The 20,853-nt window shown below is 53.6% G+C and carries 17 protein-coding genes and 3 pseudogenes; 10 read left to right on the forward strand and 10 right to left on the reverse strand.

Going from position 1 to position 20,853, the window contains the following annotated elements:
- Positions 1 to 557: 557 nt before the first annotated feature.
- From KJS28_RS08100 to KJS28_RS12480, 9 genes and pseudogenes are all read left to right on the forward strand, one after another.
- Positions 558 to 701, forward strand: a complete 144-nt coding sequence (locus KJS28_RS08100) for a hypothetical protein (protein ID WP_213540492.1) — start codon at positions 558 to 560, stop codon at positions 699 to 701.
- A gap of 74 nt (positions 702 to 775) precedes the next feature.
- Positions 776 to 2,347 (forward strand): recombinase family protein, encoded by a 1,572-nt coding sequence (locus tag KJS28_RS08105; RefSeq protein WP_213540493.1) that lies wholly within the window; start codon positions 776 to 778, stop codon positions 2,345 to 2,347.
- Positions 2,347 to 3,090: a recombinase family protein gene (locus tag KJS28_RS08110; RefSeq protein ID WP_213540494.1), complete on the forward strand. Its 744-nt coding sequence runs from the start codon at positions 2,347 to 2,349 to the stop codon at positions 3,088 to 3,090. Before KJS28_RS08105 ends, KJS28_RS08110 begins: the two co-directional genes overlap by 1 nt.
- Positions 3,087 to 4,706 carry a recombinase family protein gene (locus KJS28_RS08115; RefSeq protein ID WP_213540495.1) on the forward strand — a complete coding sequence of 540 codons (1,620 nt, stop codon included), beginning with the start codon at positions 3,087 to 3,089 and terminating at the stop codon, positions 4,704 to 4,706. The genes KJS28_RS08110 and KJS28_RS08115 overlap by 4 nt, the downstream gene beginning before the upstream one ends.
- A gap of 14 nt (positions 4,707 to 4,720) precedes the next feature.
- A complete protein-coding gene (locus KJS28_RS08120; RefSeq protein WP_213542241.1) occupies positions 4,721 to 5,467 on the forward strand; it encodes a metallophosphoesterase family protein in 747 nt (248 codons plus the stop codon).
- 151 nt (positions 5,468 to 5,618) lie between these two features.
- Positions 5,619 to 5,954 (forward strand): annotated as a pseudogene (locus KJS28_RS12805) (DUF1016 N-terminal domain-containing protein); the annotation flags it as partial.
- An 88-nt stretch (positions 5,955 to 6,042) separates the two neighbouring features.
- Positions 6,043 to 6,525 carry a low molecular weight protein-tyrosine-phosphatase gene (locus tag KJS28_RS08130; protein WP_213540496.1) on the forward strand — a complete coding sequence of 161 codons (483 nt, stop codon included), beginning with the start codon at positions 6,043 to 6,045 and terminating at the stop codon, positions 6,523 to 6,525.
- Positions 6,500 to 7,393, forward strand: coding sequence for a BRO-N domain-containing protein (locus tag KJS28_RS08135; RefSeq protein WP_407701746.1), 894 nt, complete (start codon positions 6,500 to 6,502; stop codon positions 7,391 to 7,393). Before KJS28_RS08130 ends, KJS28_RS08135 begins: the two co-directional genes overlap by 26 nt.
- Positions 7,394 to 7,652: 259 nt before the next feature.
- A pseudogene (locus KJS28_RS12480) lies at positions 7,653 to 7,862 on the forward strand (DUF6017 domain-containing protein); the annotation flags it as partial.
- A 303-nt stretch (positions 7,863 to 8,165) separates the two neighbouring features.
- Here the strand turns inward: KJS28_RS12480 and KJS28_RS08140 are convergent.
- The 7 genes from KJS28_RS08140 to KJS28_RS08170 all read right to left on the reverse strand — a co-directional run bounded on the left by KJS28_RS08140 (position 8,166) and on the right by KJS28_RS08170 (position 16,861).
- A complete protein-coding gene (locus tag KJS28_RS08140) occupies positions 8,166 to 8,609 on the reverse strand; it encodes a GNAT family N-acetyltransferase (RefSeq protein WP_177719978.1) in 444 nt (147 codons plus the stop codon).
- Entirely contained in the window at positions 8,566 to 8,892 is a 327-nt protein-coding gene (locus KJS28_RS08145) for a 23S rRNA methyltransferase (RefSeq protein WP_407701747.1), read from the reverse strand. The genes KJS28_RS08140 and KJS28_RS08145 overlap by 44 nt, the downstream gene beginning before the upstream one ends.
- Before the next feature lie 200 nt (positions 8,893 to 9,092).
- A complete protein-coding gene (locus KJS28_RS08150) occupies positions 9,093 to 11,921 on the reverse strand; it encodes a transporter substrate-binding domain-containing protein (protein WP_213540498.1) in 2,829 nt (942 codons plus the stop codon).
- A 258-nt stretch (positions 11,922 to 12,179) separates the two neighbouring features.
- The gene (gene rlmD / locus KJS28_RS08155) at positions 12,180 to 13,532 is read right to left on the reverse strand and encodes a 23S rRNA (uracil(1939)-C(5))-methyltransferase RlmD (protein ID WP_213540499.1); all 1,353 of its coding nucleotides are present in this window, start codon (positions 13,530 to 13,532) and stop codon (positions 12,180 to 12,182) included.
- Between the two features lie 201 nt (positions 13,533 to 13,733).
- Positions 13,734 to 13,937: a hypothetical protein gene (locus KJS28_RS08160; protein WP_213540500.1), complete on the reverse strand. Its 204-nt coding sequence runs from the start codon at positions 13,935 to 13,937 to the stop codon at positions 13,734 to 13,736.
- A gap of 34 nt (positions 13,938 to 13,971) precedes the next feature.
- A complete protein-coding gene (locus KJS28_RS08165; protein ID WP_213540501.1) occupies positions 13,972 to 15,576 on the reverse strand; it encodes an MBL fold metallo-hydrolase RNA specificity domain-containing protein in 1,605 nt (534 codons plus the stop codon).
- A gap of 79 nt (positions 15,577 to 15,655) precedes the next feature.
- Positions 15,656 to 16,861 carry an Mbeg1-like protein gene (locus KJS28_RS08170; RefSeq protein WP_213540502.1) on the reverse strand — a complete coding sequence of 402 codons (1,206 nt, stop codon included), beginning with the start codon at positions 16,859 to 16,861 and terminating at the stop codon, positions 15,656 to 15,658.
- A gap of 217 nt (positions 16,862 to 17,078) precedes the next feature.
- On the opposite strand from KJS28_RS08170, the gene KJS28_RS08175 reads away from it, so the two are divergent.
- Positions 17,079 to 17,228 carry a hypothetical protein gene (locus KJS28_RS08175; RefSeq protein WP_229365625.1) on the forward strand — a complete coding sequence of 50 codons (150 nt, stop codon included), beginning with the start codon at positions 17,079 to 17,081 and terminating at the stop codon, positions 17,226 to 17,228.
- 273 nt (positions 17,229 to 17,501) lie between these two features.
- Here the strand turns inward: KJS28_RS08175 and KJS28_RS12710 are convergent.
- The 3 genes and pseudogenes from KJS28_RS12710 to KJS28_RS08195 form a co-directional block, all read right to left on the reverse strand.
- Positions 17,502 to 19,424, reverse strand: a pseudogene (locus KJS28_RS12710) (ATP-binding response regulator).
- Complete coding sequence (locus tag KJS28_RS08190; protein ID WP_213540504.1) at positions 19,421 to 19,603, reverse strand: hypothetical protein; 183 nt, start codon at positions 19,601 to 19,603, stop codon at positions 19,421 to 19,423. The pseudogene KJS28_RS12710 and the gene KJS28_RS08190 overlap by 4 nt, the downstream one beginning before the upstream one ends.
- A gap of 197 nt (positions 19,604 to 19,800) precedes the next feature.
- On the reverse strand, positions 19,801 to 20,799 hold the full coding sequence (locus KJS28_RS08195; protein WP_213540505.1) for an AAA family ATPase: 999 nt from the start codon (positions 20,797 to 20,799) through the stop codon (positions 19,801 to 19,803).
- Between the last annotated feature and the right edge of the window lie 54 nt (positions 20,800 to 20,853).

Consider the following 20,853-nt stretch of genomic DNA (forward strand, 5'->3'; position numbering starts at 1 on the left):
GCGGCTTTGCTCCTTGAAAAATACCGCCCAGGTCATATCCGGCAACTTGAATACATTAGCTGACGGAGCCAGCGTCAGGCCGAGTGCGCCAAGACCACCTGTGCGGAAAACTCCGCATCAAAGGACGGCCAAGTAAGGTGCAGAGCGATACCCACTCGGGCCAAGGCAGCCTTGGCAAGCTGTCCCCGCCATGATCCCGTCAGCCCATAATGATACTCCTGTACGCAGCTTCGAGAGATCCTCGGAGGGGTGAGAGTCCCGTGATGTGCGCCCGCACAGTTCAAGTTGCCGCCCTGCCTGGGGAAGTAGTGTCGAATACAGGCAAACAAAACCGTAAAGTTCTGGCCGCTCCGGTGACGGGAGCGTTTGCTTCCGCTGCCGGAGCGACCACACTCTTGCGGCAGAAGCATGGGAACTGTCTACACCCTTCAACATTTTTACATTCATTTTTCTTTCCTTTGTCCGATGGCCACGCTATTCTCTCCTGCCTTTCCCTTCCTTGGACGGTTCCCATGCTTGTGCCGCAGAGATGGTCAAATGTAGAAAGGAGAACAACTATGGACCCCAACATCAATTACTATGGAATCGTCATCCTGCTCAGAAAGCTCCGGGAATGCGGTATTTTCACCGAAAAAGAACTGAGAAAGATCGCCGCACGGATCGCTGCGGATAGCGGTGTTGAAGTCGTGTTTTTTCTCTGATTTTCTTCATCTTTCAGTAGCTATTTGGATGCAGTTGTGGTAGTGTTTGTGTTGCAAAAAGGAGGTGAGCGGACATGGATGAAAAGCTGATAGACGGAGCAACGGCACTGGCAGAAAAGCAGTCCCGTGTTATAAAGATCGAGCCTGCGGAGCGGCCTCAAAATGTATGGCTGCGGGTCGCTGCCTACACTCGTGTCAGCTCAGACTCCGAGGATCAACTCAATTCCTTTGCGGCCCAAAACCGCTACTACACGGAGTTGATCTCAAGCAAGGCCGAATGGCGCATGGTCGACATCTATGCGGATGAGGGAATCACAGGAACTTCAGTGGCTAAGCGAGATGACTTCCAGCGGATGATGGCAGACTGCCGCCGGGACCTGGTCGACCAGATCCTTGTCAAATCTATTTCCCGCTTTGCCCGCAACACCAAGGACTGCCTTCAAAATATCCGTGAACTGAAAGAGTTGGGTGTCAACGTCCGTTTCGAGCGTGAAGGCATCGATACTGTCAATGTGAGTAGTGAACTCATCACCGCCATCTACGCTGCTTTTGCTCAAAAAGAGAGCGAGTCCATCTCGGGTAATATGCGATGGAGCTATCAGCACAGGATGGAAAGCGGCGAATTCAATACCTGTAAAGCCCCGTGGGGGTTTCGGCTTGATGGCAGAAAGCTCAAAGTATATGAACCGGAAGCAGACATTGTCCAAAGAATTTTCCATGAGTATTTATCCGGTAAAAATCCTCAAGAAATCGCAGACGACCTAAATGCCAGCTGCCTGACTGAGCGAGTATGGAATTATAAAGCGGTAGATTACATCCTGCAAAACGAACGTTACGCCGGGAATGCGCTTCTGCAAAAGAGGTATACGCCGGATATGCTCTCGAGGCAGCAGAAAACCAATCATGGTGAGCGTGAAATGTATTTTGTGCCAGGGAGCAACGATGCGATCATTTCTCCAGAGCTATTTGAACGAGCTCAAGTCCTACGGAAAAAACGCAGTTTAGGAAAAGCACCCGTACACAGCGAGATCATCTCACAAATCCGGTGTATCTGCGGCGCACGGATGCGGTTTAAAAATGTTAACAGCAAATGGTATCTATGCTGCACAAGTCATGACACAAAGGGGGATTGCTTAATCACGCCGATCCGTGAGACTCAGATCCATGCATCCTTCTGCCGCCTATACTACAAGCTGAAACATCAGAGCATCCCCATTCTGGAACAGATGCTTACAAACCTCCAGCTGATCCGCAATCGCAGGATGCTCTGGAGTCCTGACATCGTTGCCCTGAATAAAAGAATATCAGATCTATCCAGTCAGAATCAGACATTGGCCTTCCTCAAGCAGCAGGGCCTTGTTGATCCTGACATTTTTATAGCCAAAACCAATGAGCTGACCAAGCAGCTCCAGCAGGCCAAGCTGGAAAAAGAAAAGCTGATGGATGCTGAGAGCGACATGACCGCCCTGCAAACACGAGACTTGATAGACATCCTGGAAGGTGGGCCGGAATTCCTCGACAGCTTTGACGCGGAACTATTCGGTGAACTCGTTGAAAAAATTATCATAGAGAGCAACGACTCCGTCCGCTTCTGCCTAAAAAATGGGCTGGAGCTGCGGGAGTCCATAGAGAGGACGGTGCGGTGATGGGAAACCGGAAGCAGCCCTTCGGTTACAAGATGGCTCTGGGTGAGATCGTCATACAGGAATCAGAGGCGAAACTTGTGCAGGAGATCTTCCTCCGATATATTGCAGGAGAATCCTTGAATGAGTTGACGGAGTCGCTTCGCCATCAGGATATCCAATACGACGAAGGGCGGCTCTGGAATAAAAATATGATTGCCCGTATTCTGGCGGACACACGTTACATCGGAGAAAAAGGATATCCCAAGCTCATGGATGAGAAACAGCTTATCGCGGCAAATGAAAAACGCGCAAACAAGCCGCATCTTCCGAAAAAGACGGACGCCCAAAAAGTGCTGCGCAGGCTCTGTGGAACACCGCCATCTGAACGGGTGGAACAAAGTGTCACCGATTTGCTCAACGGCCTTGCAAATTGCCCGGACTGTATACGGCATCAGCGCAGTCCTGCGCCAGCCCTACATTCTAAAACGCAGGAGGCGCTGGATAATGCTCTGGAACAGCAGCCAATCGACGAGGACAGCGCCAAAGGGCTGATCCTCCAGCTTGCGGCGGAGCAATATGCTGCGCTGGGGGATGAAGAATATGAAACAAATCGCCTCCGGCACCTCTTCTCCGCATTCGAATGCGTGGCGGAACTGAACGCTGATCTTCTGAAAAGCACCGTGTCCGAGGTGCTGGTGACCCGCCAAAATGTCAAACTGCGATTAAAAAATGGGCAAGTCATAGAAAGGAGCGACCTGCAATGAAAGAGGATGCCCCAAGAGTAATTAAGATCCCTGCCAAGCCGGAAGCCACCCGTCAGGCAGAAGCCCGCAGACAGCTCCGGGTGGCAGCTTACTGCCGAGTCTCCACCAAAGAGGAGGATCAGGCAAACAGCTATGAGGTGCAGAAAGAGTACTATACCGATAAAATCATGTCCAACACCGCTTGGACGATGGCTGGCATCTTTGCGGACAAGGGCATCACCGGAACCTCGGCCAAGAAGTGCGAGGACTTCATGCGGATGATCCGGCACTGCCGCCAGAAGAAAATCGATGTGATCCTGACCAAGTCGGTTTCCCGCTTCTCCCGCAACACGGTGGACTGCCTCTACTATATCCGGGCGCTCAAACAGCTTGGCATCGCAGTCATCTTCGAGAAGGAAAATATCAATTCTCTGGAGGAGGACAGTGAGCTGCGGATCACCCTCTCCGGTGCCTTCGCCCAATCTGAAAGTGAATCCATCTCCGCCAATGTCACATGGGGGAAACGCCGTGCCATGGAAGCCGGAAAGGTCAGCATCCAATATAAAAAGCTATACGGCTACCGCAAAGGTGAGGATGGTCAGCCGGAGATCATTCCGGAACAGGCCGAAATCGTCCGATGGCTCTATGAGCGCTATCTCACCGGAGCCAGCCTGCGGATGATCAAAGAGGAACTGGAACAGCAAGGCGTCAAGTGCTTCGAGGATTCTCCGGAGTGGACCATTTCCCGCATCCGTAGCATCCTGCAGAATGAAAAATACTGCGGTGATGTGTTGATGCAGAAGACCTTCCGGCAGGACTTTATCAACCGCAAGGCCATCAAGAATACAGGCCAGCTTCCCATGTACCTCATTGAAAATCACCACGAGGGCATTGTCAGCCGTGAAAAGTATGATGCCGTACAGGCGGAGATGGCACGGCGGAATGCAGCAAAGAGTCCTTCTAAAAACGCAGTCACAGGGATGGCCTCCTACGCCAGCAAGTATGCGCTCTCGGAGCGGTTGGTCTGCGGTGAGTGCGGGACCCTGTATCGCCGCTGCACATGGACACGAAACGGTGAAAAGCGAGTCGTGTGGCGCTGTGTGAGCCGATTGGACTACGGTAAGAAATACTGCCACAATTCGCCCACACTGGATGAAGCACCACTCCAGCAAGCGATCCTCGCAGCCCTGAACACAGCTATGGCCGACAAGAATAGCTTGATTCGGCAGATCACAGATGCCATGGAAACGGAGATCATCCCATTCCCCGGCGGCACGATGAGCCTGGGAGATATTGAACGCAGGCTGAGAGAACTGGAGCAGCAATTCCAAACACTGCTGGAAAAAGCCACGGATGACCCGGCTGCCTATGGCGGTCAGTTCAAGGAGATACTGGACGAGCAAACCCTCCTGAAAGAAAGACGTTCCGGGATCCTTGCGAATAACAACGAACAGGCAAAAGCCAATCAGCGCATCATGGATGCCGCACAGACATTGGAAAACGCATCGCCCTACATTACAGAGTGGGACGAGAGCGCCGTTCGCCAACTGGTGGAGACAGTAAAAATCCTATCCAAGGATGAGGTCGCAGTCACCCTGAAGGGTGGCATTGAGATTTGCCAGAAAATTATGTACTGAAAGAAGGTGGAAAGATGATTTTTGTAACCGGTGATTGCCACGGAAACTTTGAACGCTTCAAGCCGAAATATTTCCCGGAGCAGGCACAAATGACAAAGCGGGACATCGTGATTTGTGCCGGAGACTTTGGTGGTGTGTGGTTTGGAGACGGCCGTGACGAGGCTGCATTGGACTGGCTGGAAAGTCTTCCGTTCACGCTGGCCTTCGTCTGCGGGAATCATGAGAACTACGACGCACTGGAACGATATCCGGTGAAAGACTGGCACGGCGGCAAGGTACACCGCATTCGCTCTCATGTCCTGCACCTGATGCGTGGACAGGTCTTCGAGCTGGAAGGCTATCACTTCTTCACCATGGGCGGAGCAAAAAGCCATGATACGGAGGACGGCATTCTGGAACCGGGTGCTCCGGATTTTGAGCGAAAGCTCCTGATGCTGCAGAGAAAGCCCCGAGCGAGGTATCGCATCAATCACATTTCGTGGTGGGCGCAGGAGATGCCTTCTGAGGAGGAGTACGCTGAAGCACGGAAAAATCTGGCCAAGGTCGATTGGGCGGTGGACTATGTTATCACGCACTGCGCTCCCACCAGCATTGCTCTCATGGAAAACCGCCACAATGAGGCAGACCCGCTCACAGATTTCCTGCAGGAGGTCAAGGAGAGGGCACATTATCACTACTGGCTGTTCGGCCATTACCACGACAACCGGGCCATTGATGAAAAGCACATACTGCTCTGGGAGCAGATCGTACAAGTTATCTGAAACAGGTCAAGGCAGAGAAAAACACGGCGATGTTACCGTGCTTTTCTCTGCCTTGAGCGTTGAATCAGGCGCTGTGCGTCGGAAAGGAGAAACTATGAATATCCGAAAGGCTGTGGACTACAGCACAATGTTTGCCACACTGGAATCTGTCATGAAAGCAGATCTGCCGCAGATGGAGCTGTACTGCGAAATCGGCAAGGCCGTCTGTGCCCACTCGGAAAAGGGTGCAGCGGTAGCTGCTGCGGAGTTCATAAAAGAACAATACCCGGATATGACCGGCTTCTCTCCGCGCAATGTGCGCCGGATGCGGGATTTCTGGCAGTTGTACAGCGGCACGCCGGAACTGCTTGGCGACGCGCTTCACTTGAATTGGACACAGAACGTTGTGATCATGGAGGCAGAGCTGCCCGCAGAGGAGCGCCGCTGGTACATCCGGCAGGCTACAGCACGGAATCTATCCAAGGCGGAGCTTCTGCGAATGATCGAGGATTCTGCGTATCTGGAAAGTGTTCTCGACGAAAAGATCGATGTGTGGTATAATGAGGGCAACGATGAGATTTCGGAGAGAACGCAGTATGAAGAGGATCCTGTTTATCTGTCATGGGAATATCTGCCGCAGCCCCATGGCCGAGTTCGTGATGAAGGACTTGGTAAAAAAGGCGGGACTGGCATCGCAATTTCATATCGAATCAGCGGCTACCAGTCGGGAGGAGATCGGCAACCCAGTCTATCCTCCGGCACGGCGCAAGCTGGCCGAGCATGGGATCTCCTGCGAAGGCCATGCCGCACGGCAGTTGACAAATCGGGATTACGACGAATACGATCTCCTGATCGGCATGGACCAGGCCAACCTCCGGGATATGTACCGTATCTGCGGCGGCGACTATGTCGGCAAGATGTCCCTCCTGATGGATCACACCGCCCATCCCGGCAATGTGGCAGACCCATGGTACACCGAGGACTTCGAGGCGACCTGGCAGGATGTGCTGGATGGCTGCCAAGGACTTTTGAAAGAATTCATGACAGAACGAGGTGATTCAAATGGCACAAAACGATAATATCCAACTGTTCGAAGACAAGCGTATTCGAACCGCATGGGATGAGGAAAAGGAAGAATGGTACTTTTCCGTCGTTGATGTGGTAGCTGTGCTGACTGATCAGCCAGATTATCAGGCAGCTCGTAACTACTGGAAGGTAACGAAGAAACGCCTGAAGGATGAGGGAAATGAAACGGTTACAGCTTGTAACCAGTTGAAAATGACCGCTTCGGATGGCAAAAAACGATTGACTGATGTAGCCGATACCGAGCAGCTTCTCCGAATCATCCAGTCTATTCCTTCCCCGAAGGCAGAACCGTTCAAGTTGTGGCTGGCACAGGTCGGTCGAGAGCGTATCGAGGAGACCATCGACCCAGAGCTGACCATTGACCGCGCTCTGGAAACCTATCTCAAGAAGGGTTACAGCCGTGAGTGGATCAATCAGCGGCTGCAGGCTATCCAGGTCCGTAAAGAACTGACGGATGAATGGGATGCCCGCGGTGTGCAGAAAGGCGTAGAGTACGCCATCCTCACGGACGAGATTTCCCGAGCCTGGTCTGGCATGTCCACCCGGCAGTACAAAAATCTGAAGGGCTTGAAAAAGGAAAACCTTCGTGATAACATGACGACGCTGGAACTGGTACTGAATATGCTGGCGGAGGCCACTACCACTCAGTTTTCAAGAGATCGCAAACCAACGACCTTCCAAGAGAATTTGGCAGTTGCCAAGGCGGGCGGTCAGGTGGCTGGACGAACCAGAAAAGACATTGAGTCCCAGTCAGACACGCCGGTCATTACTGCTAAGAATGCCGCACAGCTTAATCAGGTAGTGACAGATCTGCTGGAAGGAGCAGTCTCTGACACAACTGAAGAATCAAAAGACAAGTGAGTTCTGTGCATCAAGTTTTTCTTGCTGTCATACGACGTTTTTTTAAAGCAAATTTCAAAAAATCTATAGTGTTGAGTTATGACATTTGAACGAAACGGTATAGATGCGTCTGGCGAAAAGCCGGGCGCATCTATACCGTTTCCGTTCATAAGGAAGTATTTTCTTATGAGGAATTGGTCGCAACCTCTGTTATGGAGGCTGCGGCCTTTTCTCTTTCTGCGGTAGATCACGGCCTTGATGATTCTGCGATAGCAAGCATCTCCTTTATGCTGTCTGCTCTACCACTCCGACCATCCGCATCAACGGCGAGGATATGCCGCAGCAAGTGGTCAAGTCCCGCTTTCTCAAGCTGAATAGCAGCCACATAGAGTACGTTCTGGAAGCAATGAACAAGAACCCGTCAGACATCCGTAATATCCGGGCGTACCTGTTGACCGCTCTGTATACGCAGCATATCAGATTCATATAGATTGCACCATTGAACAGTGTTTAAGCTTTATTCAATTTACTTAACCAGTAGGAAATGTTGCATGATTCATCTGCTGTTTAGGCTGCTTTGATACTTCTTAGGTTGACGGCTAGATACGCATTAGAGATGTCTCCATCCAAATGCTGTTCTAGCAAGGGATTTTTCCCTTGAACCCTTTGTTTATTATATGTGGTGGCGCTTTTCGCCCCCAAATAGTGAAAGTGGGGGCACTTTCTGCCCCCACTCAGGAAATATTGCTAAAATACAGTTTAGATTTACCATACATACAAATCGGAATTTGTTTTATAGAGGTCTTTGCAAATACACCATATCTACAAGGTGTACACCACACTCATATATCGGGTGATCATAATGATCCGTAAAGAAATTTGGCACGGTATGCGAGCGTACAAAGCCACATTTTTCATAAAAGGGTATCGTCAACGGGCTGTCGCCGGTTCCCACTTGCAGTATCGAAAATTGTCTGCGGTATTTTTCAACAAGAAATTCAATCAGCGCTTTGGCATAGCCTTTTCGCTGAAATGGGGGAACTGTAGCGATATTCTTAATTTCAAGTATTCCATTCCCTTCGTCCGTTACGACACACTCGCATTTCACTCCGTCATCATCAAGAACATACATTTTACCATTATAGAGATAACGGTCAACCATATCTTCCTGCTCATCCGCCAACAGGAGCAAATCAAGATATTGTTTTTTGTTTTCTGTAACTTCTACAATTCTCATCAATCACACCTGCAAATTCCGACTTATCAGACTCTTTTTTCGACTGAATCATCTTAAAATACTTCAGTGCCTCCACAATTGCACTTTCTTTATCTTCTGGACACTGCGGCTGCCTGCTATCTTCATTTTTAGGTAAATTATAATTCTTTCCAACCTCAATTCCGCATTTTCTCTTTACCTGTGAAATATACAGATTGGAAACCTTCATTCCGGCATTATGTTCAGCCACATACTTCTTTATCTCATCATATGTTGCCTTAGTCTCTGCAGATGTTATATCCATATCATCAAGTTCAATCGTGACATTAATATAATCATCCGGCTTTTGTTTCCCGTGACAAAAGAACTACCGTCTCCACATGGCACGATACCTTCTGATTGATGTCTGGTTCTTTGTCCGTTTGCGGAAACATAGCACTCTCACATTGTCAAACTTTAGTCTTCCTGTCAATTGTATTCCACTAATTCAGGAACCTCTGCGAATCAATTATGTACATACCTTAAAATCGTTTTTATAACTTCATCAATCACAATCGGCTTTGACAAATGTGCGTTCATTCCTGCATCCAGTGATGCCTGAATATCTTCTGCAAATGAACTAGCTGTCATTGCTATAATAGGAATGTTTTTTCCATCCGGTCTGTCATTCATTGCCCTGATTGCTTTTGTCGCTTCATAACCATTCATTTCAGGCATCATGACATCCATCAGGATCACATCAAATGTGCCTTTCGGATGATTTCTGAAAATCTCAACAGCATTCTTTCCATCCACAGCTCTTTCTACATTCATCCCGAGCTCTTCCAACTGCACGGCAGCAATCTCTGCATTCAGTTCATTATCCTCCGCAAGAAGGACATTCACACCTGTAAGATTTACCTTTTCCGAAAAACCTGTGTCTGACTTATTACATTCCTGATCTGTAATTTCCAAAGGAATATCCACAGTAAATGTGGTTCCCTCATGCTTTTTACTCTGCACGGAAATGGTTCCACCCATCATATCCACATACTTCTTTACGATAGCCATCCCCAGTCCAACTCCGTGGTACTGCGTTCTCGCACCGGAATCTTCCTGTACAAATTCCTCAAAAACTTCTTTTGTAAATTCCTCACTCATGCCAATACCAGTATCCGAAATGCGGTAACGCATATTTATGTATCCATCCCCGCCCTTTTCCTGACACCGGGCTTCAAAGGTAATCGTCCCTCCATCCGGAGTGTATTTCACGGCATTGCTCAGAATATTGACCAGCACATCGCGCAGGCGTGCAGGATCCGCAAGTACATTCGGAATCTTTGCATCTTCACGCTGAATCTTAAAGTTGATATCCCTGTTCGCAAGAAAGCCTTTTATAATATCCAATGCAGTATCTGTAATGTTTTTCACATCCGCCGGTACCGGATTGTATTTCATTTTTCCACTTTCGATGTGGGTCAGATCTAATACATCATTGATCAGCGACAGTAAATGCTCTGAGCTTTCACCAATCTTTTCCAGACAATTTTTCACTTTGTCTGACGGATTGTTTTTCATTGCAATACCGGTAAATCCTATGATTGCATTCATCGGTGTCCTCATATCATGGGACATGTGTGACAGAAATGCTGTTTTTGCCTTGTTTGCAGCCTGTGCATGCTCTGCCAGTTCCGCCATTTCCTCAGCTTTCTCCTGGGCCGCCTTCTGAGCTTTTTTTCTTGCATTGAGACGCACCATTGTCACAGCAATAGTATTCAGCAGCCATCCAAAAATAAGAAGAACCCAAACAGTAATAACAGGATGCAGACGGATCCAGTCAACAAGTGTAAGCTCTGTTGCTTTGTATGTGGTATACTGTGCTGCAAGATCTTCCACAAGATATTGGGGCATGGCATACATTGCTTTCGTCAGAATACCAGCCAGCGCATGGTTCTCGGTTGATGAAATCACCATGCGGTAGGTGAATGTAGGGTGCTCCAGCAGAGTATATGCCATGGTGCCCGTAGTGTCACTGTTCACAAACGCCTGTGCCGTGTAATAGTAGACGAAGGCAGCATCTGCTTTACCCTTACGGACAGCTTCCATCATTTCCTGTCGGGTACTGCACATCAGTTTTTCTGCACCGGGTGCCATTGCATCTTCAATTGAATTTGCTACTGTCTGGTCAACAGTCGTAACAACATCAATTTTTCCATCAAAGTCACGCCGTGTCACCCTTGCCATCTGCATCGTAATGAAAGGTGCAGTAATCCCCCATTTTTTCGTCTCAGCATAATTATCTGTTTCCAGGCGTGCATCGATGCTCATATCTGTGGTTTCCGTATTTTTCTGATAGGCAATATACTCATCTCTGGTAGCAGGTGTAAGAAACTCATAGGAAATCCCGGCATAGTCTGCAATTCTCCGGAAGTAATCCGGGATAATACCCTTCATCTCACCATTTTCGTTATAAGAATATGGATAACGGGTCGGATCACACAGAACATGAAGGGGGTTGTCCTTGGAATACTGTGAAATAATACTTTTCTCTTTCTTGGTATATTCCAGATTCTTAGTTTCTATGCTTTCATAATTTTTATTATAAAGTGTCGTTTTCCAGTCACCCTCAACTGCATTCATCTGGTCAATTGCATAATTGATCTCATCCAGCAATTCTGTATTACCTTTTTTAACCATGACATAGAAATCGCTGCTGTCAAATTTATCCACGATACGCTCATTGTTTGTTTTTCTCAGAGAACTAGCAGCAATAGCATCAACATTTCCGCTCTGAAGAGCTTCCGCCATCTCTGCTGTCGTATCAAAATAAAATGGATCATATATAAATCCTTTGTTGCCTGCAAAACCCGCAAAACTCTTTATCTCGGAGCTTCCGTTCAAAAATGCCACACGCATACCGTTGTAAGTACTGTAATTGCCATCCACAATCGTGCTGTTGTCACTGCGGACGGTCAGAATCCCATTATTGGTTCCGATCGGACGTGAAAAATCAAACTTTTCTTCTCTTTCCGGTGTTATGCGGGGAGATGTTACCATATCAATCTCGCCATCTTCAAGCATCTGCTGCATATCATCCCAGCTCTTATCATATCCGACATATTCGTAATCTACATCCCAATAACGGGCCATCAGCCGAAGAAAATCATAACCATACCCGCTGCGGTTGCCTTCTTCGTCCATCACATGATAACCATCCATGGCAAAGAAACCGACTTTGACAGTTTCATGCTGCGAACTGTCCTCGGCTGCATATACAGTCTGGGGAGAAAATATCATAGACACGCATACAAAAAGCAGTAACACTGCCACATATTTCTTTGCTTTTGAAATCATATTAAATCTCCTGCCTGTCCAATACATTTCTCTATACATCTCTTTGTCAAACTCCTGGTTTAACAAAATTGATTGTTTGAATAATACTATACAATTTTGCAATAATCCTGTCAATTATTAGTCTTTCCGCTGCGATAGCGTATAGTTATGCGAACTATGATTTACCGAAATTTCCCTTCACATCTATTCTGCTGCCTGCAACCGCCCCAAATAGTCGAGTTGCCGGATTGGTTGTCAGCCCTTTCCGTTTTTCAAAAATCAACCCGAACTCCTTGACATCAAGCATACCGTCTCCACATGGCGAGTGCGGGGGAAGAGGTCCACGGCCACGGCACGGCGGGCGAGGTAGCCCAGCTCGGCAAAGCGCTTCACGTCCCGGCCCAGTGTGCCGGGGTCGCAGGAGACATACACCACCCGCCGGGGAGCCATGGCGGCGATGGAGGCGATGACCTCCGGGACCAATCCCTTCCGGGGTGGGTCCACGCAGATGACATCCGGCCGCAGCTGCCGCCGGGCCAACTCTGCCGCCACATCGGCGGCGTCCCCTTCCAGAAACTCCACGTTCTCCACACCGTTGCGCCGGGCGCTGGCCCGTGCATCCCGGATGGCCTCCGGCACGATCTCGCCGCCGATGACATGGCGGGCCTGCCGGGCCAGCACCTGCGTGATGGTGCCTGCGCCGCAGTACAGATCCACCGCCAGCTCCGTACCAGTGAGACCGGCGAACTCCAGCGCCTTGCCGTACAGCACCTCCGCCTGGGGGTGGTTCACCTGATAAAACGACGGCACCGACAGCCGGACCGTCCGACCGCACAGCACGTCCGTCAGGGCGTCCTCCCCCCAAAGAGTGCGGTAGCGATCCCCCAGAATGGCGTTGCCGGGGCGGGTATTGACCCCCAGCACCACGCCCACGGTCTGTGGTGCCGCCTGACGCAGCAGGGCCACCAGTTCCGTCTCGTAGGGGAGGCTTTCGCCGTTCACCAGCAGGCACACAAGGCTCTCGCCTTTACAGTTGCTCCGCACATACAGGTGCCGCACCAGCCCCCGGCCGGTGGTCTCGTCGTATCCCGGCACATGATACTGCGCCAGATACTGCCGCAGGGCCGCCGCCAGTACATCCGCCTGCGGCTTCTGGAGGAGGCAGTGCTCCACCTCCACCACCTGATGGCTGCGAGCCCGATAAAAGCCCACCCTGCCGTCGGCGGACACCGGGTACTGGCTCTTATTGCGGTAGCGCAGGGGCTGTGGGGCGCCCAAGATCTCCTCCACGGTCACGTCGCTGCCGCCCAATCGGGTCAGGGCATCCTGAACCCGCTGGCGCTTGGCCCACAGCTCCTCGGCGTAGTCCAGATGGCGGAAGTCGCAGCCGCCGCAGCGGCCATAGTAGGGACAATCCGGCTCCTGCCGGTGGGGGGAGGTGCTATGGCGCAGGACCGGCTTGCCGAAGGCCACGTTTTTCAGCACCTTCATCACCAGAATGTCGCAGTCCTCGCCCCGGACGGCGTCGTGGACGAACACCACCTGCCCGTCGATGCGGGCCACACCCAGTCCCTCGCTGGAGTAGCCCTCGATGATACTGCGGTATATATGATTTTTCTCCAATGCGGGCATAGCGGCCCTCCTTTGATATGGGGATTTTCTTCTTATTTCCGACGGGTGACTTGGCGACTCCTTGCGAGATTGACTACCCGGGGGCATTACGGATTCCCACGGCCAGCTTGTGAACCAGCCGTGGGAATCATGCATTCAGAGAAGAATACCGTGGTGGAAGCCATACGTCTCAGCAGAGGCCATCGGCAGGGCGGTCAGGTCTCAGCGGTGACCATCCGGCAGCACCACCGGCTCGCCGGAGAGCGTCTGCGGCATGGCGATCAGGAGGGACATCTGGCGATACCAGCGGTTGGTGGTAAGGCCGAAGGCGTACCGCTCCTCCCTTTCGGGAAGGCGCAGGGTGCTGCCCAGCGGGCGCACCGGCCCCAGCTGGCCCAAGCACCATGGCAAGCTCTCCATCTGCATGGACGCTGCCTCCTATCCGGCCATCGGCGGGCCGTTAAAACTCGAACTTCTCAATCAGCTTACGCAGCGACTCGGCAAAGGATGCCAGCGTCTTGTTGTCCCGGCCCTTGCTGCGGCGAATGAGGCCCAGCAGGGCATCGCCCAGCTGCACCAGCCGCTGATAGGCCGCCGTGGTGCGGGGTGCGCCCTCGAAGGCGGGCTTCTTCCGCTCCGGCAGGTAGCCTGCCTCCAGCTGGCGGCAGGTCAGCAGGTCATAGGACTCCGTATACTGGGGGGCGTGGGCGGCAAAGCCCAACTGCGTCACCGTCTGAGCAAACACCGGCGCCACCTCCCGGTCGCCGTGGACCACGAAAACGTGCTGGGGCTTGGGCTCCTTGAACTGGCTGATCCAATTCACCAGATGGTCGTGGTCGGCGTGGGAGCTGAGGCCCTGGAAATTCACCACCTTGGCCCGGACGGCTACCTCCTCACCGAACAGCTTCACACTGGGAGCGCCGTCCAGCAGGGTACGGCCCAGCGTACCGGGAGACTGGAAGCCCACGAACACGATGCTGCTCTCCGGCCGCCACAGGTTATACTTCAGGTGGTGCCGGATGCGGCCTGCGTCGCACATACCGGAGGCGGACAGGATCACCTTGGGGGTGCGGTCCATATTCAGCAGCTTGGACTCCTCCACCGTCTCCGTCAAGTGCAGGCCGGGGAAGTTGAACATATGGGTGCCGTCCTGCACCAGCGCCAGCGCCTCCTCGTCCAGATAGCCCCGCAGGTCGCCGCAGAAGATGGTGGTGGCCCGCTTGGCCAGAGGACTGTCCACATACACTGGGAAGTCCTTCACGGACTTCACCAGATTCTTATCCTTGATCTCCCGGATAAAGTACAGCAGCTCCTGGGTGCGGCCCACGGCGAAGGCGGGGATCACCACGTTGCCGCCCCGGCCCAGTGTCTCGTCGATGATCTGGGCCAGCTCATCGGTATAGCTCCACACCTCCGTGTGGTTGCGGTTGCCGTAGGTACTCTCCATCACCACATAGTCTGCCCCGGTGAAGAACTGGGGGTTCCGGATGATGGGCTGATCCACGTTGCCGATATCGCCGGAAAAGACGATGGTCCTCGTCTCGCCGCCCTCGGTGAGGGTCAGGCGGATGCTGGCAGAGCCCAGCAGGTGGCCGGCATCGATGAACACGGCGTCTACACCGTCGCAGATGTGGATCTGTTGGCCGTACTCGCAGGTATCCATGAATTCCCGCACCCGCATGGCATCCTCTACCGTGTACAGCGGCTCCTCCATGGGGCGGCCCGCCCGCTGGTTCTTGCGGTTTTTATACTCAGCGTCGCTCTCCTGAATGTGGGCGGAGTCCTGAAGCATGATATCCAGCAGGTCCGCCGTCAGGCGAGTGGTGAGGATACGGCCCTGAAAGCCCTGCTTGATCAGCAGAGGGATACGGCCGGAATGATCGATATGGGCGTGAGTCACCAGCACATAGTCGATCTGGCCCGGATGGAAGGGCAGGCTGGCGTTATCGATCTCGTCCCGGCCCTGCTGCAGGCCGCAGTCAATGAGGATGTGCTTGCCGCCCACCTCCAGACAATGGCAGCTGCCGGTGACACATTGATCTGCTCCGTAAAAGCTCAGTTTCATGGCGTTGTTCCTTTCTTGTCCTTTCTTGCGGGCCGAAGCCCGGTTTTGTGTTTCCTCCGACGGGTCGTTCTATCTTGCTCTATTTTGTCTGTGTTTTATCCGGTTCACGGCGGCCCATGAGGTTCTGTCCTACCGTCCGGATGCCGTGTCCGGCGGACCGCAGGCCCTGCCCCGCCGCCTTCATCAGCTCATCCTTCACGTCGATGGCCAGCCGCCCGAATATCTCTGTCAGGATCTGCTTCTTTCTTTCATCGGCTCCGGCATACTCCTTCCACAGGGCCGCCCAGCCGGAGAACCCGCCCTTACGCAGATCCTCGAAGGTCTTGGCACGGCCACCCATGGAGAGGATGCTGTACAGGGCGTCGCAGAAGGCTTCCCGGTCCTCCTGAGACACGGAGTCCAGCCACTCCCGCAGCACGTCGTCGGACATCTGCCCCAGCTGGGAGCGCTGGCCCAGATGCACGAACCGGTTCCCCATCACCTGCCACGACAGTGCCTCATGCTGCATGGCGGCGTGGCTGGTGCTGTCAATGACGTCGTAGTCCTCGGCGTGAACCAGCAGCACCCCCACGATGGAGGATTCCGGGATATAAGTGTGGAGCCGATCCTCCACCCGCCGGTAGGCGGGGGTATCCAGCAGGTCGGCGTGGAAGCCCGGCCCGTCGTTGTTATAGGCCGCCAACAGGCGCTTGCCCTGAAGCTTCTCCGGCAGATGGACCGCTGCCCACGCCGCCAGATTCCCGCCCTTGGAGTGGCCACCGATGCGGTAGGGACGGTGCTTGCAGGCCCGGATCACCTCCTGAGCGTACTCCGTGGCACGGGCCTGTGCCGGCACCGTCTCCAGATAGCTCATGTTGAAGTTCTCCTTCCAGCCCACCAGACTGGTATCCGTCCCCCGATAGGAGATGAACACGCTGCCGTCCGGCAGCAGGAAGGACACGGCGGCAAACTGCATCTGCTTGGCTTCATCATTGCGGCTCTCAAAGGCGAACAGCCGGGTATCCCGGAACCGCTCCGTCTCCGCCGCCGCCCGCATCACCGGGATATAGTCCAGTGACGACAAGCCCAGCTGTTCATCCGCCGCTGTCAGCCGGGCGCATACGTCCCCGATGGGCATGGCGTCCTTAGGGTTCTTGCTCCACAGGCGGTCGATCTTCCGAAGGTTGATGTAGGCGATGATGCACAGCACCAGATTGTCCACCTCATTGAAGGGGTCCTGCTGCAACGTCAGATCTCCTCTCCACTGGAGATAGTCGAAAACCGTATATTCGTTCTTTCCGGCCATAGCTTCCCTCCTGCCAGTATAATGGTACAGGGTAAAGTATACCACACTCCCTCTCCCGGCGCAAGCAAAAGGATACCTTGCCTTTTCCGGCGGCGGGAGTATAATGCGTCGTATCATACATGTTTCTGTGTGGAATCTATGTATCGTGATATGACCCGTGGCAGCATCACACGGGGGCTGCTGCTGTTTGCCCTGCCCATGGCAGCGGAGGACCCGTGTGGCGCTGGCCTATGCGCTGGCGGGGCCGGTGGGCGTCAACGGCATCTGGGCCGCTATCCCTATCGGCTGGTTTCTGGCGGACGCCGTGGGATACGGCTACTACTTCCTCCGGCGCAGAGCGCTGCTCCCTGGGGAGAGAGACGTCTGATTCGAGGAATCAAAAAGAGCGGTGCGTCACCTATGAACTGCACCCCATTTGCTGGACAGTATGGTATACTGTCCAACAAATGGGGTGTGTTTATATGCCAAAGGGAATACCACAGAATCAAATTAAAACTAAACGGCCTGAGTCCTGTGCAGTACAGGATTCAGACCGTTCAGGCCGCTTAATTCTTGTCTTTGTCTAACTTTTGGGGGTCACTTCCGTGCGGGTGCGGCTCTTTTATTATTTTACTTCTTCAGGGCTTCTCACTACACGTCTTTAAGGGACACTTTGAGAAAAATGCTTTTCTTCCGCTTCCCCGTCGTGCTTGTGTAGCTGCTTTTGCAGCACCGGGATCAGCTTGGCCATATCAATGGGCTTTGCCACATGATCGTCCATGCCTACCTCCAGCGCCCGTTGACGGTCCTCGGCAAAGGCGTTGGCCGTGATGGCGATGATGGGGATATTGGCCCGTCACGGGTCTTCCAACCGCCGGATCTTCCGGGTGGCCTCGTAGCCGTCCAACACCGGCATCTGCACATCCATGAGGATGGCGTCATACATCCCCGCCGGAGCCTTCTCCAGCATTTCCAGACAGTGGGCACCGTTTTCCGCCCGATCCACCAGCAGACCCTCCTCGCCCATGAGCTCAGCGGTGATCTCGGCGTTAAGGTCGTTGTCCTCTGCCAGCAGGATACGCCGCCCGGCAAGGCCGGTCTTATCCACCCGCTCTGCGGCACGCTTGGGCACGGCATCCTCCTGTCGGGCCAGACGGCAGGGGATGTGGACGGTGAAGGTGGAGCCCTCCCCCAGCTTGCTCTGGATATCGATGCTGCCGTCCATCAGATCCACCAGCTTCTTCACGATGCCCATGCCCAAGCCGGAGCCCTCCACGCCGCTGACGGTGCTGGAGCGCTCTCTGGCAAAGGCTTCAAAAATATGCTGCTGAAACTCTTCACTCATGCCAATGCCGTTGTCCGCCACGGATAGTTCCTGCACGCACCAGCCCTCTCGGTCGCTGGGCAGCTGGCGGATGGTACAGCGGATATGTCCGCCATCGCCGGTATATTTGATGGCGTTGCTCACCAGATTCAGGATCACCTCCAAAATGCGGGAGGTATCCATATACAGATAGAGATTGGGCGTATGCTTCTCCACTGTCATGGTCTGGTGCTTACGCTCCAGCTCCGGCTGCACCATGACGACACAGGACTCAAAGATGCTGCCGGCCTCCACCGCCGTCTCCTCCAGCGTCACCTTGCCGCTCTCGATGCGGGAGAGCTCCAGCACGTTGTCAATGATAGAGAGCATTTTCTCGCCGCTGACCTGAATGTTCTTCAGGTAGCCCTGCAGCCGCTCTGGCTCCTGCCGGTGCTTCTCCGCCAGATCGGCATAGCCGATGATGGCGTTCATAGGCGTACGGATATCGTGGGACATATTGAAGAGGAAGGTACTCTTAGCCTGATTAGCGGCATCGGCGGCTACCACGGCGTTCTGCAAAAGCACCTGCTGCCGGGCCTCCGCCATCCGCTGCCACCGCAGGTACAGGTAGATGCTCATGCTCAGCAACGCTGCCACCATACCGCTGGTCAGAGCCACACTTACGGTGGTCTGACTACTTCTCTTCAAAAATTGATAGGTGGTGTTCATGGCGATCTCCACGCACAGAGCACCCATGACCTGGCCATTTTCATCCTTCACCGGGTAGCAGGCCGTGAAAATGGGACCCCACGTGGTATCCACTACATCACGAGAATACACGGGCTCTCCAGACAGCGCCGTCTGGATATAGGGGGCCATCTCCTCCTCGATGCGGGTGCCGGGGTAGGCAAAGTCCTCCGCCCCCAGATCCAGACCGTCGATGAGGTAGACAGGCTGCCCGTCCTCCCCCAGCTTGGCGGTGTAGAGATACCGGGTGGAGTTCAGGGTCCGCAGCTGATTGAGGGTCTTTTGCAGTTCCAGATAGCGTGGTGAGGTCATGTCGCTCCAGATGGCGGGGTCATCAAAATCCTCCCGTGTGAACTCGTCGGACACCAGCCGGTGGATGGCGTCGGCGCAGGTGGTATCACGGGTCAGCGCCGCCTCCAGCATATTGCGGCTGAAATTCTGATACAGCACATAGGTATACACCGAGATCAGCAGCAGGACCATCAGGAGCAGGAGGCCCACGGTGGCCCCCAGCTGCCGGAATTTCTTCGTCATAATACCGCCCTCATAGTTCCGCTTGCTTGCTTGCTTGCTTGCTTGCTTGCTTGCTTGCTTGCTTGCTTGCTTGCTTGCTTGCTTGCTTGCTTGCTTGCTTGCTTGCTTGCTTGCTTGCTTGCTTGCTTGCTTGGAAAGTTTAGCTTGCCTCTCCATGGCCTGTCAACCTCCATCAGCATACCGCTGCCCCTTTGACAAAAAGGGAGACTTATGCAGAAAAACAGCATAAGTCTCCACTCGAAATGACACTCACTGCACTTTTGCTTATGATACCACGTATCCCCATGGAGTGCAAGGAAAAAATGTAATTTTGCCCCATGTTTCTGCGGTAGCTCCGGCCATAAAAAAGGCGGCTTACGCCGCCTTTTTTCGTCTTTTATTCGTAGTCCCACAGCAGGAACATGGGCTTAATGGCCACTACCTCGTCATATTCCTCCTGCTCTACCTGCACGGAGGCGTTCAGGGCCTTCAGATCCTTTTTCATGACGTTCAGGGCCTCCCCCACGCTCTGGGCACGGCCCTCCCGCAGCACCCGGATCATCCGCTGCAGCACCACAGGGTGGGCGTATCGGGCCGGCACCGGGAAGTCCTCCGGCAGCAGGGCCGCCACGTCGGAGATGGAGCGCTCCCACTCCTGGGCGATGGCTTTCTTGTTGTTCTTGGCGGTAGGCAGCACATGGGCGCCGGAAAAGAAGAAGATGGCCGCCAGACCGAACAGGGCGAAGTACACGCCCACATTCTCGCCACGGATCAGGGCCATAATGCCGTACACCACGGCGGCGATGCCCGCCACAATAATAGCCAGCGCCACCCAGCGATAGGCGGGATTGCTGCGGTCATTGACCCGCTTGGCCTTAGCCGCCGTGGACAGCTTCGCCGTCTGCTCCGGGTACTCCTCCAGCAGCTGCTGGGCCTGCTCCAGTGTCTCCCGGGCGGCCTGTGCCTGCGGCGTCAGCTGCTTGAGATAGCGCTTGGCCTCCCGCTCGGCCTTCTCCCGCAGGCGGCGCTCCGCCTCCACACTGTGGCGGGGGATATCCGGGCAGGCCCGTGCCATGTGGGCCAGCAGAAGGTCCACGTCCTCCTCATGCTTGAAGTTGCACTGCTTCTGGCTGCCGTCGTCCAGCTCCACCACCAGATAGGGGATGGAGCCGAAGGCCCCCTTGCCGGTGAAGCCGCCCTTGCTCATGGCCACCCGCTTAAAGACACGGCGCACGGACTCCAGTGCCACATAGTACCGCCGGTCGATGAAGAAGCTGTTGAGATAGAGCGCCTGCTCCCCCACGCCGCAGGGGCCGTAGCGCTTGCAGGACTTCTTGTCTGCCTTCAGCACCTCCGGCGGCAGAGTGGTATTGCCCAGTTTCACAGGTGTAAACATCGTGTGTCCCTCCAAAGTGCGAAAAGCAGTGGGAGAGCGTGCCCCCCCACTGCT

It is taken from the genome of Vescimonas coprocola, from assembly GCF_018408575.1.
Taxonomy (GTDB): Bacteria; Bacillota; Clostridia; order Oscillospirales; family Oscillospiraceae; genus Vescimonas; species Vescimonas coprocola.

Bases quoted from the DNA above. Each gene is read 5' to 3' on its own strand.
- KJS28_RS08100 (WP_213540492.1), top strand. From the start codon at position 558: ATGGACCCCAACATCAATTACTATGGAATCGTCATCCTGCTCAGAAAG.
- KJS28_RS08105 (WP_213540493.1), top strand. From the start codon at position 776: ATGGATGAAAAGCTGATAGACGGAGCAACGGCACTGGCAGAAAAGCAG.
- KJS28_RS08110 (WP_213540494.1), top strand. From the start codon at position 2,347: ATGGGAAACCGGAAGCAGCCCTTCGGTTACAAGATGGCTCTGGGTGAG.
- KJS28_RS08115 (WP_213540495.1), top strand. From the start codon at position 3,087: ATGAAAGAGGATGCCCCAAGAGTAATTAAGATCCCTGCCAAGCCGGAA.
- KJS28_RS08120 (WP_213542241.1), top strand. From the start codon at position 4,721: ATGATTTTTGTAACCGGTGATTGCCACGGAAACTTTGAACGCTTCAAG.
- KJS28_RS08130 (WP_213540496.1), top strand. From the start codon at position 6,043: ATGAAGAGGATCCTGTTTATCTGTCATGGGAATATCTGCCGCAGCCCC.
- KJS28_RS08140 (WP_177719978.1), bottom strand. From the start codon at position 8,609: ATGAGAATTGTAGAAGTTACAGAAAACAAAAAACAATATCTTGATTTG.
- KJS28_RS08145 (WP_407701747.1), bottom strand. From the start codon at position 8,892: ATGGATATAACATCTGCAGAGACTAAGGCAACATATGATGAGATAAAG.
- KJS28_RS08150 (WP_213540498.1), bottom strand. From the start codon at position 11,921: ATGATTTCAAAAGCAAAGAAATATGTGGCAGTGTTACTGCTTTTTGTA.
- rlmD (WP_213540499.1), bottom strand. From the start codon at position 13,532: ATGCCCGCATTGGAGAAAAATCATATATACCGCAGTATCATCGAGGGC.
- KJS28_RS08160 (WP_213540500.1), bottom strand. From the start codon at position 13,937: ATGCAGATGGAGAGCTTGCCATGGTGCTTGGGCCAGCTGGGGCCGGTG.
- KJS28_RS08165 (WP_213540501.1), bottom strand. From the start codon at position 15,576: ATGAAACTGAGCTTTTACGGAGCAGATCAATGTGTCACCGGCAGCTGC.
- KJS28_RS08170 (WP_213540502.1), bottom strand. From the start codon at position 16,861: ATGGCCGGAAAGAACGAATATACGGTTTTCGACTATCTCCAGTGGAGA.
- KJS28_RS08190 (WP_213540504.1), bottom strand. From the start codon at position 19,603: ATGCTGATGGAGGTTGACAGGCCATGGAGAGGCAAGCTAAACTTTCCA.
- KJS28_RS08195 (WP_213540505.1), bottom strand. From the start codon at position 20,799: ATGTTTACACCTGTGAAACTGGGCAATACCACTCTGCCGCCGGAGGTG.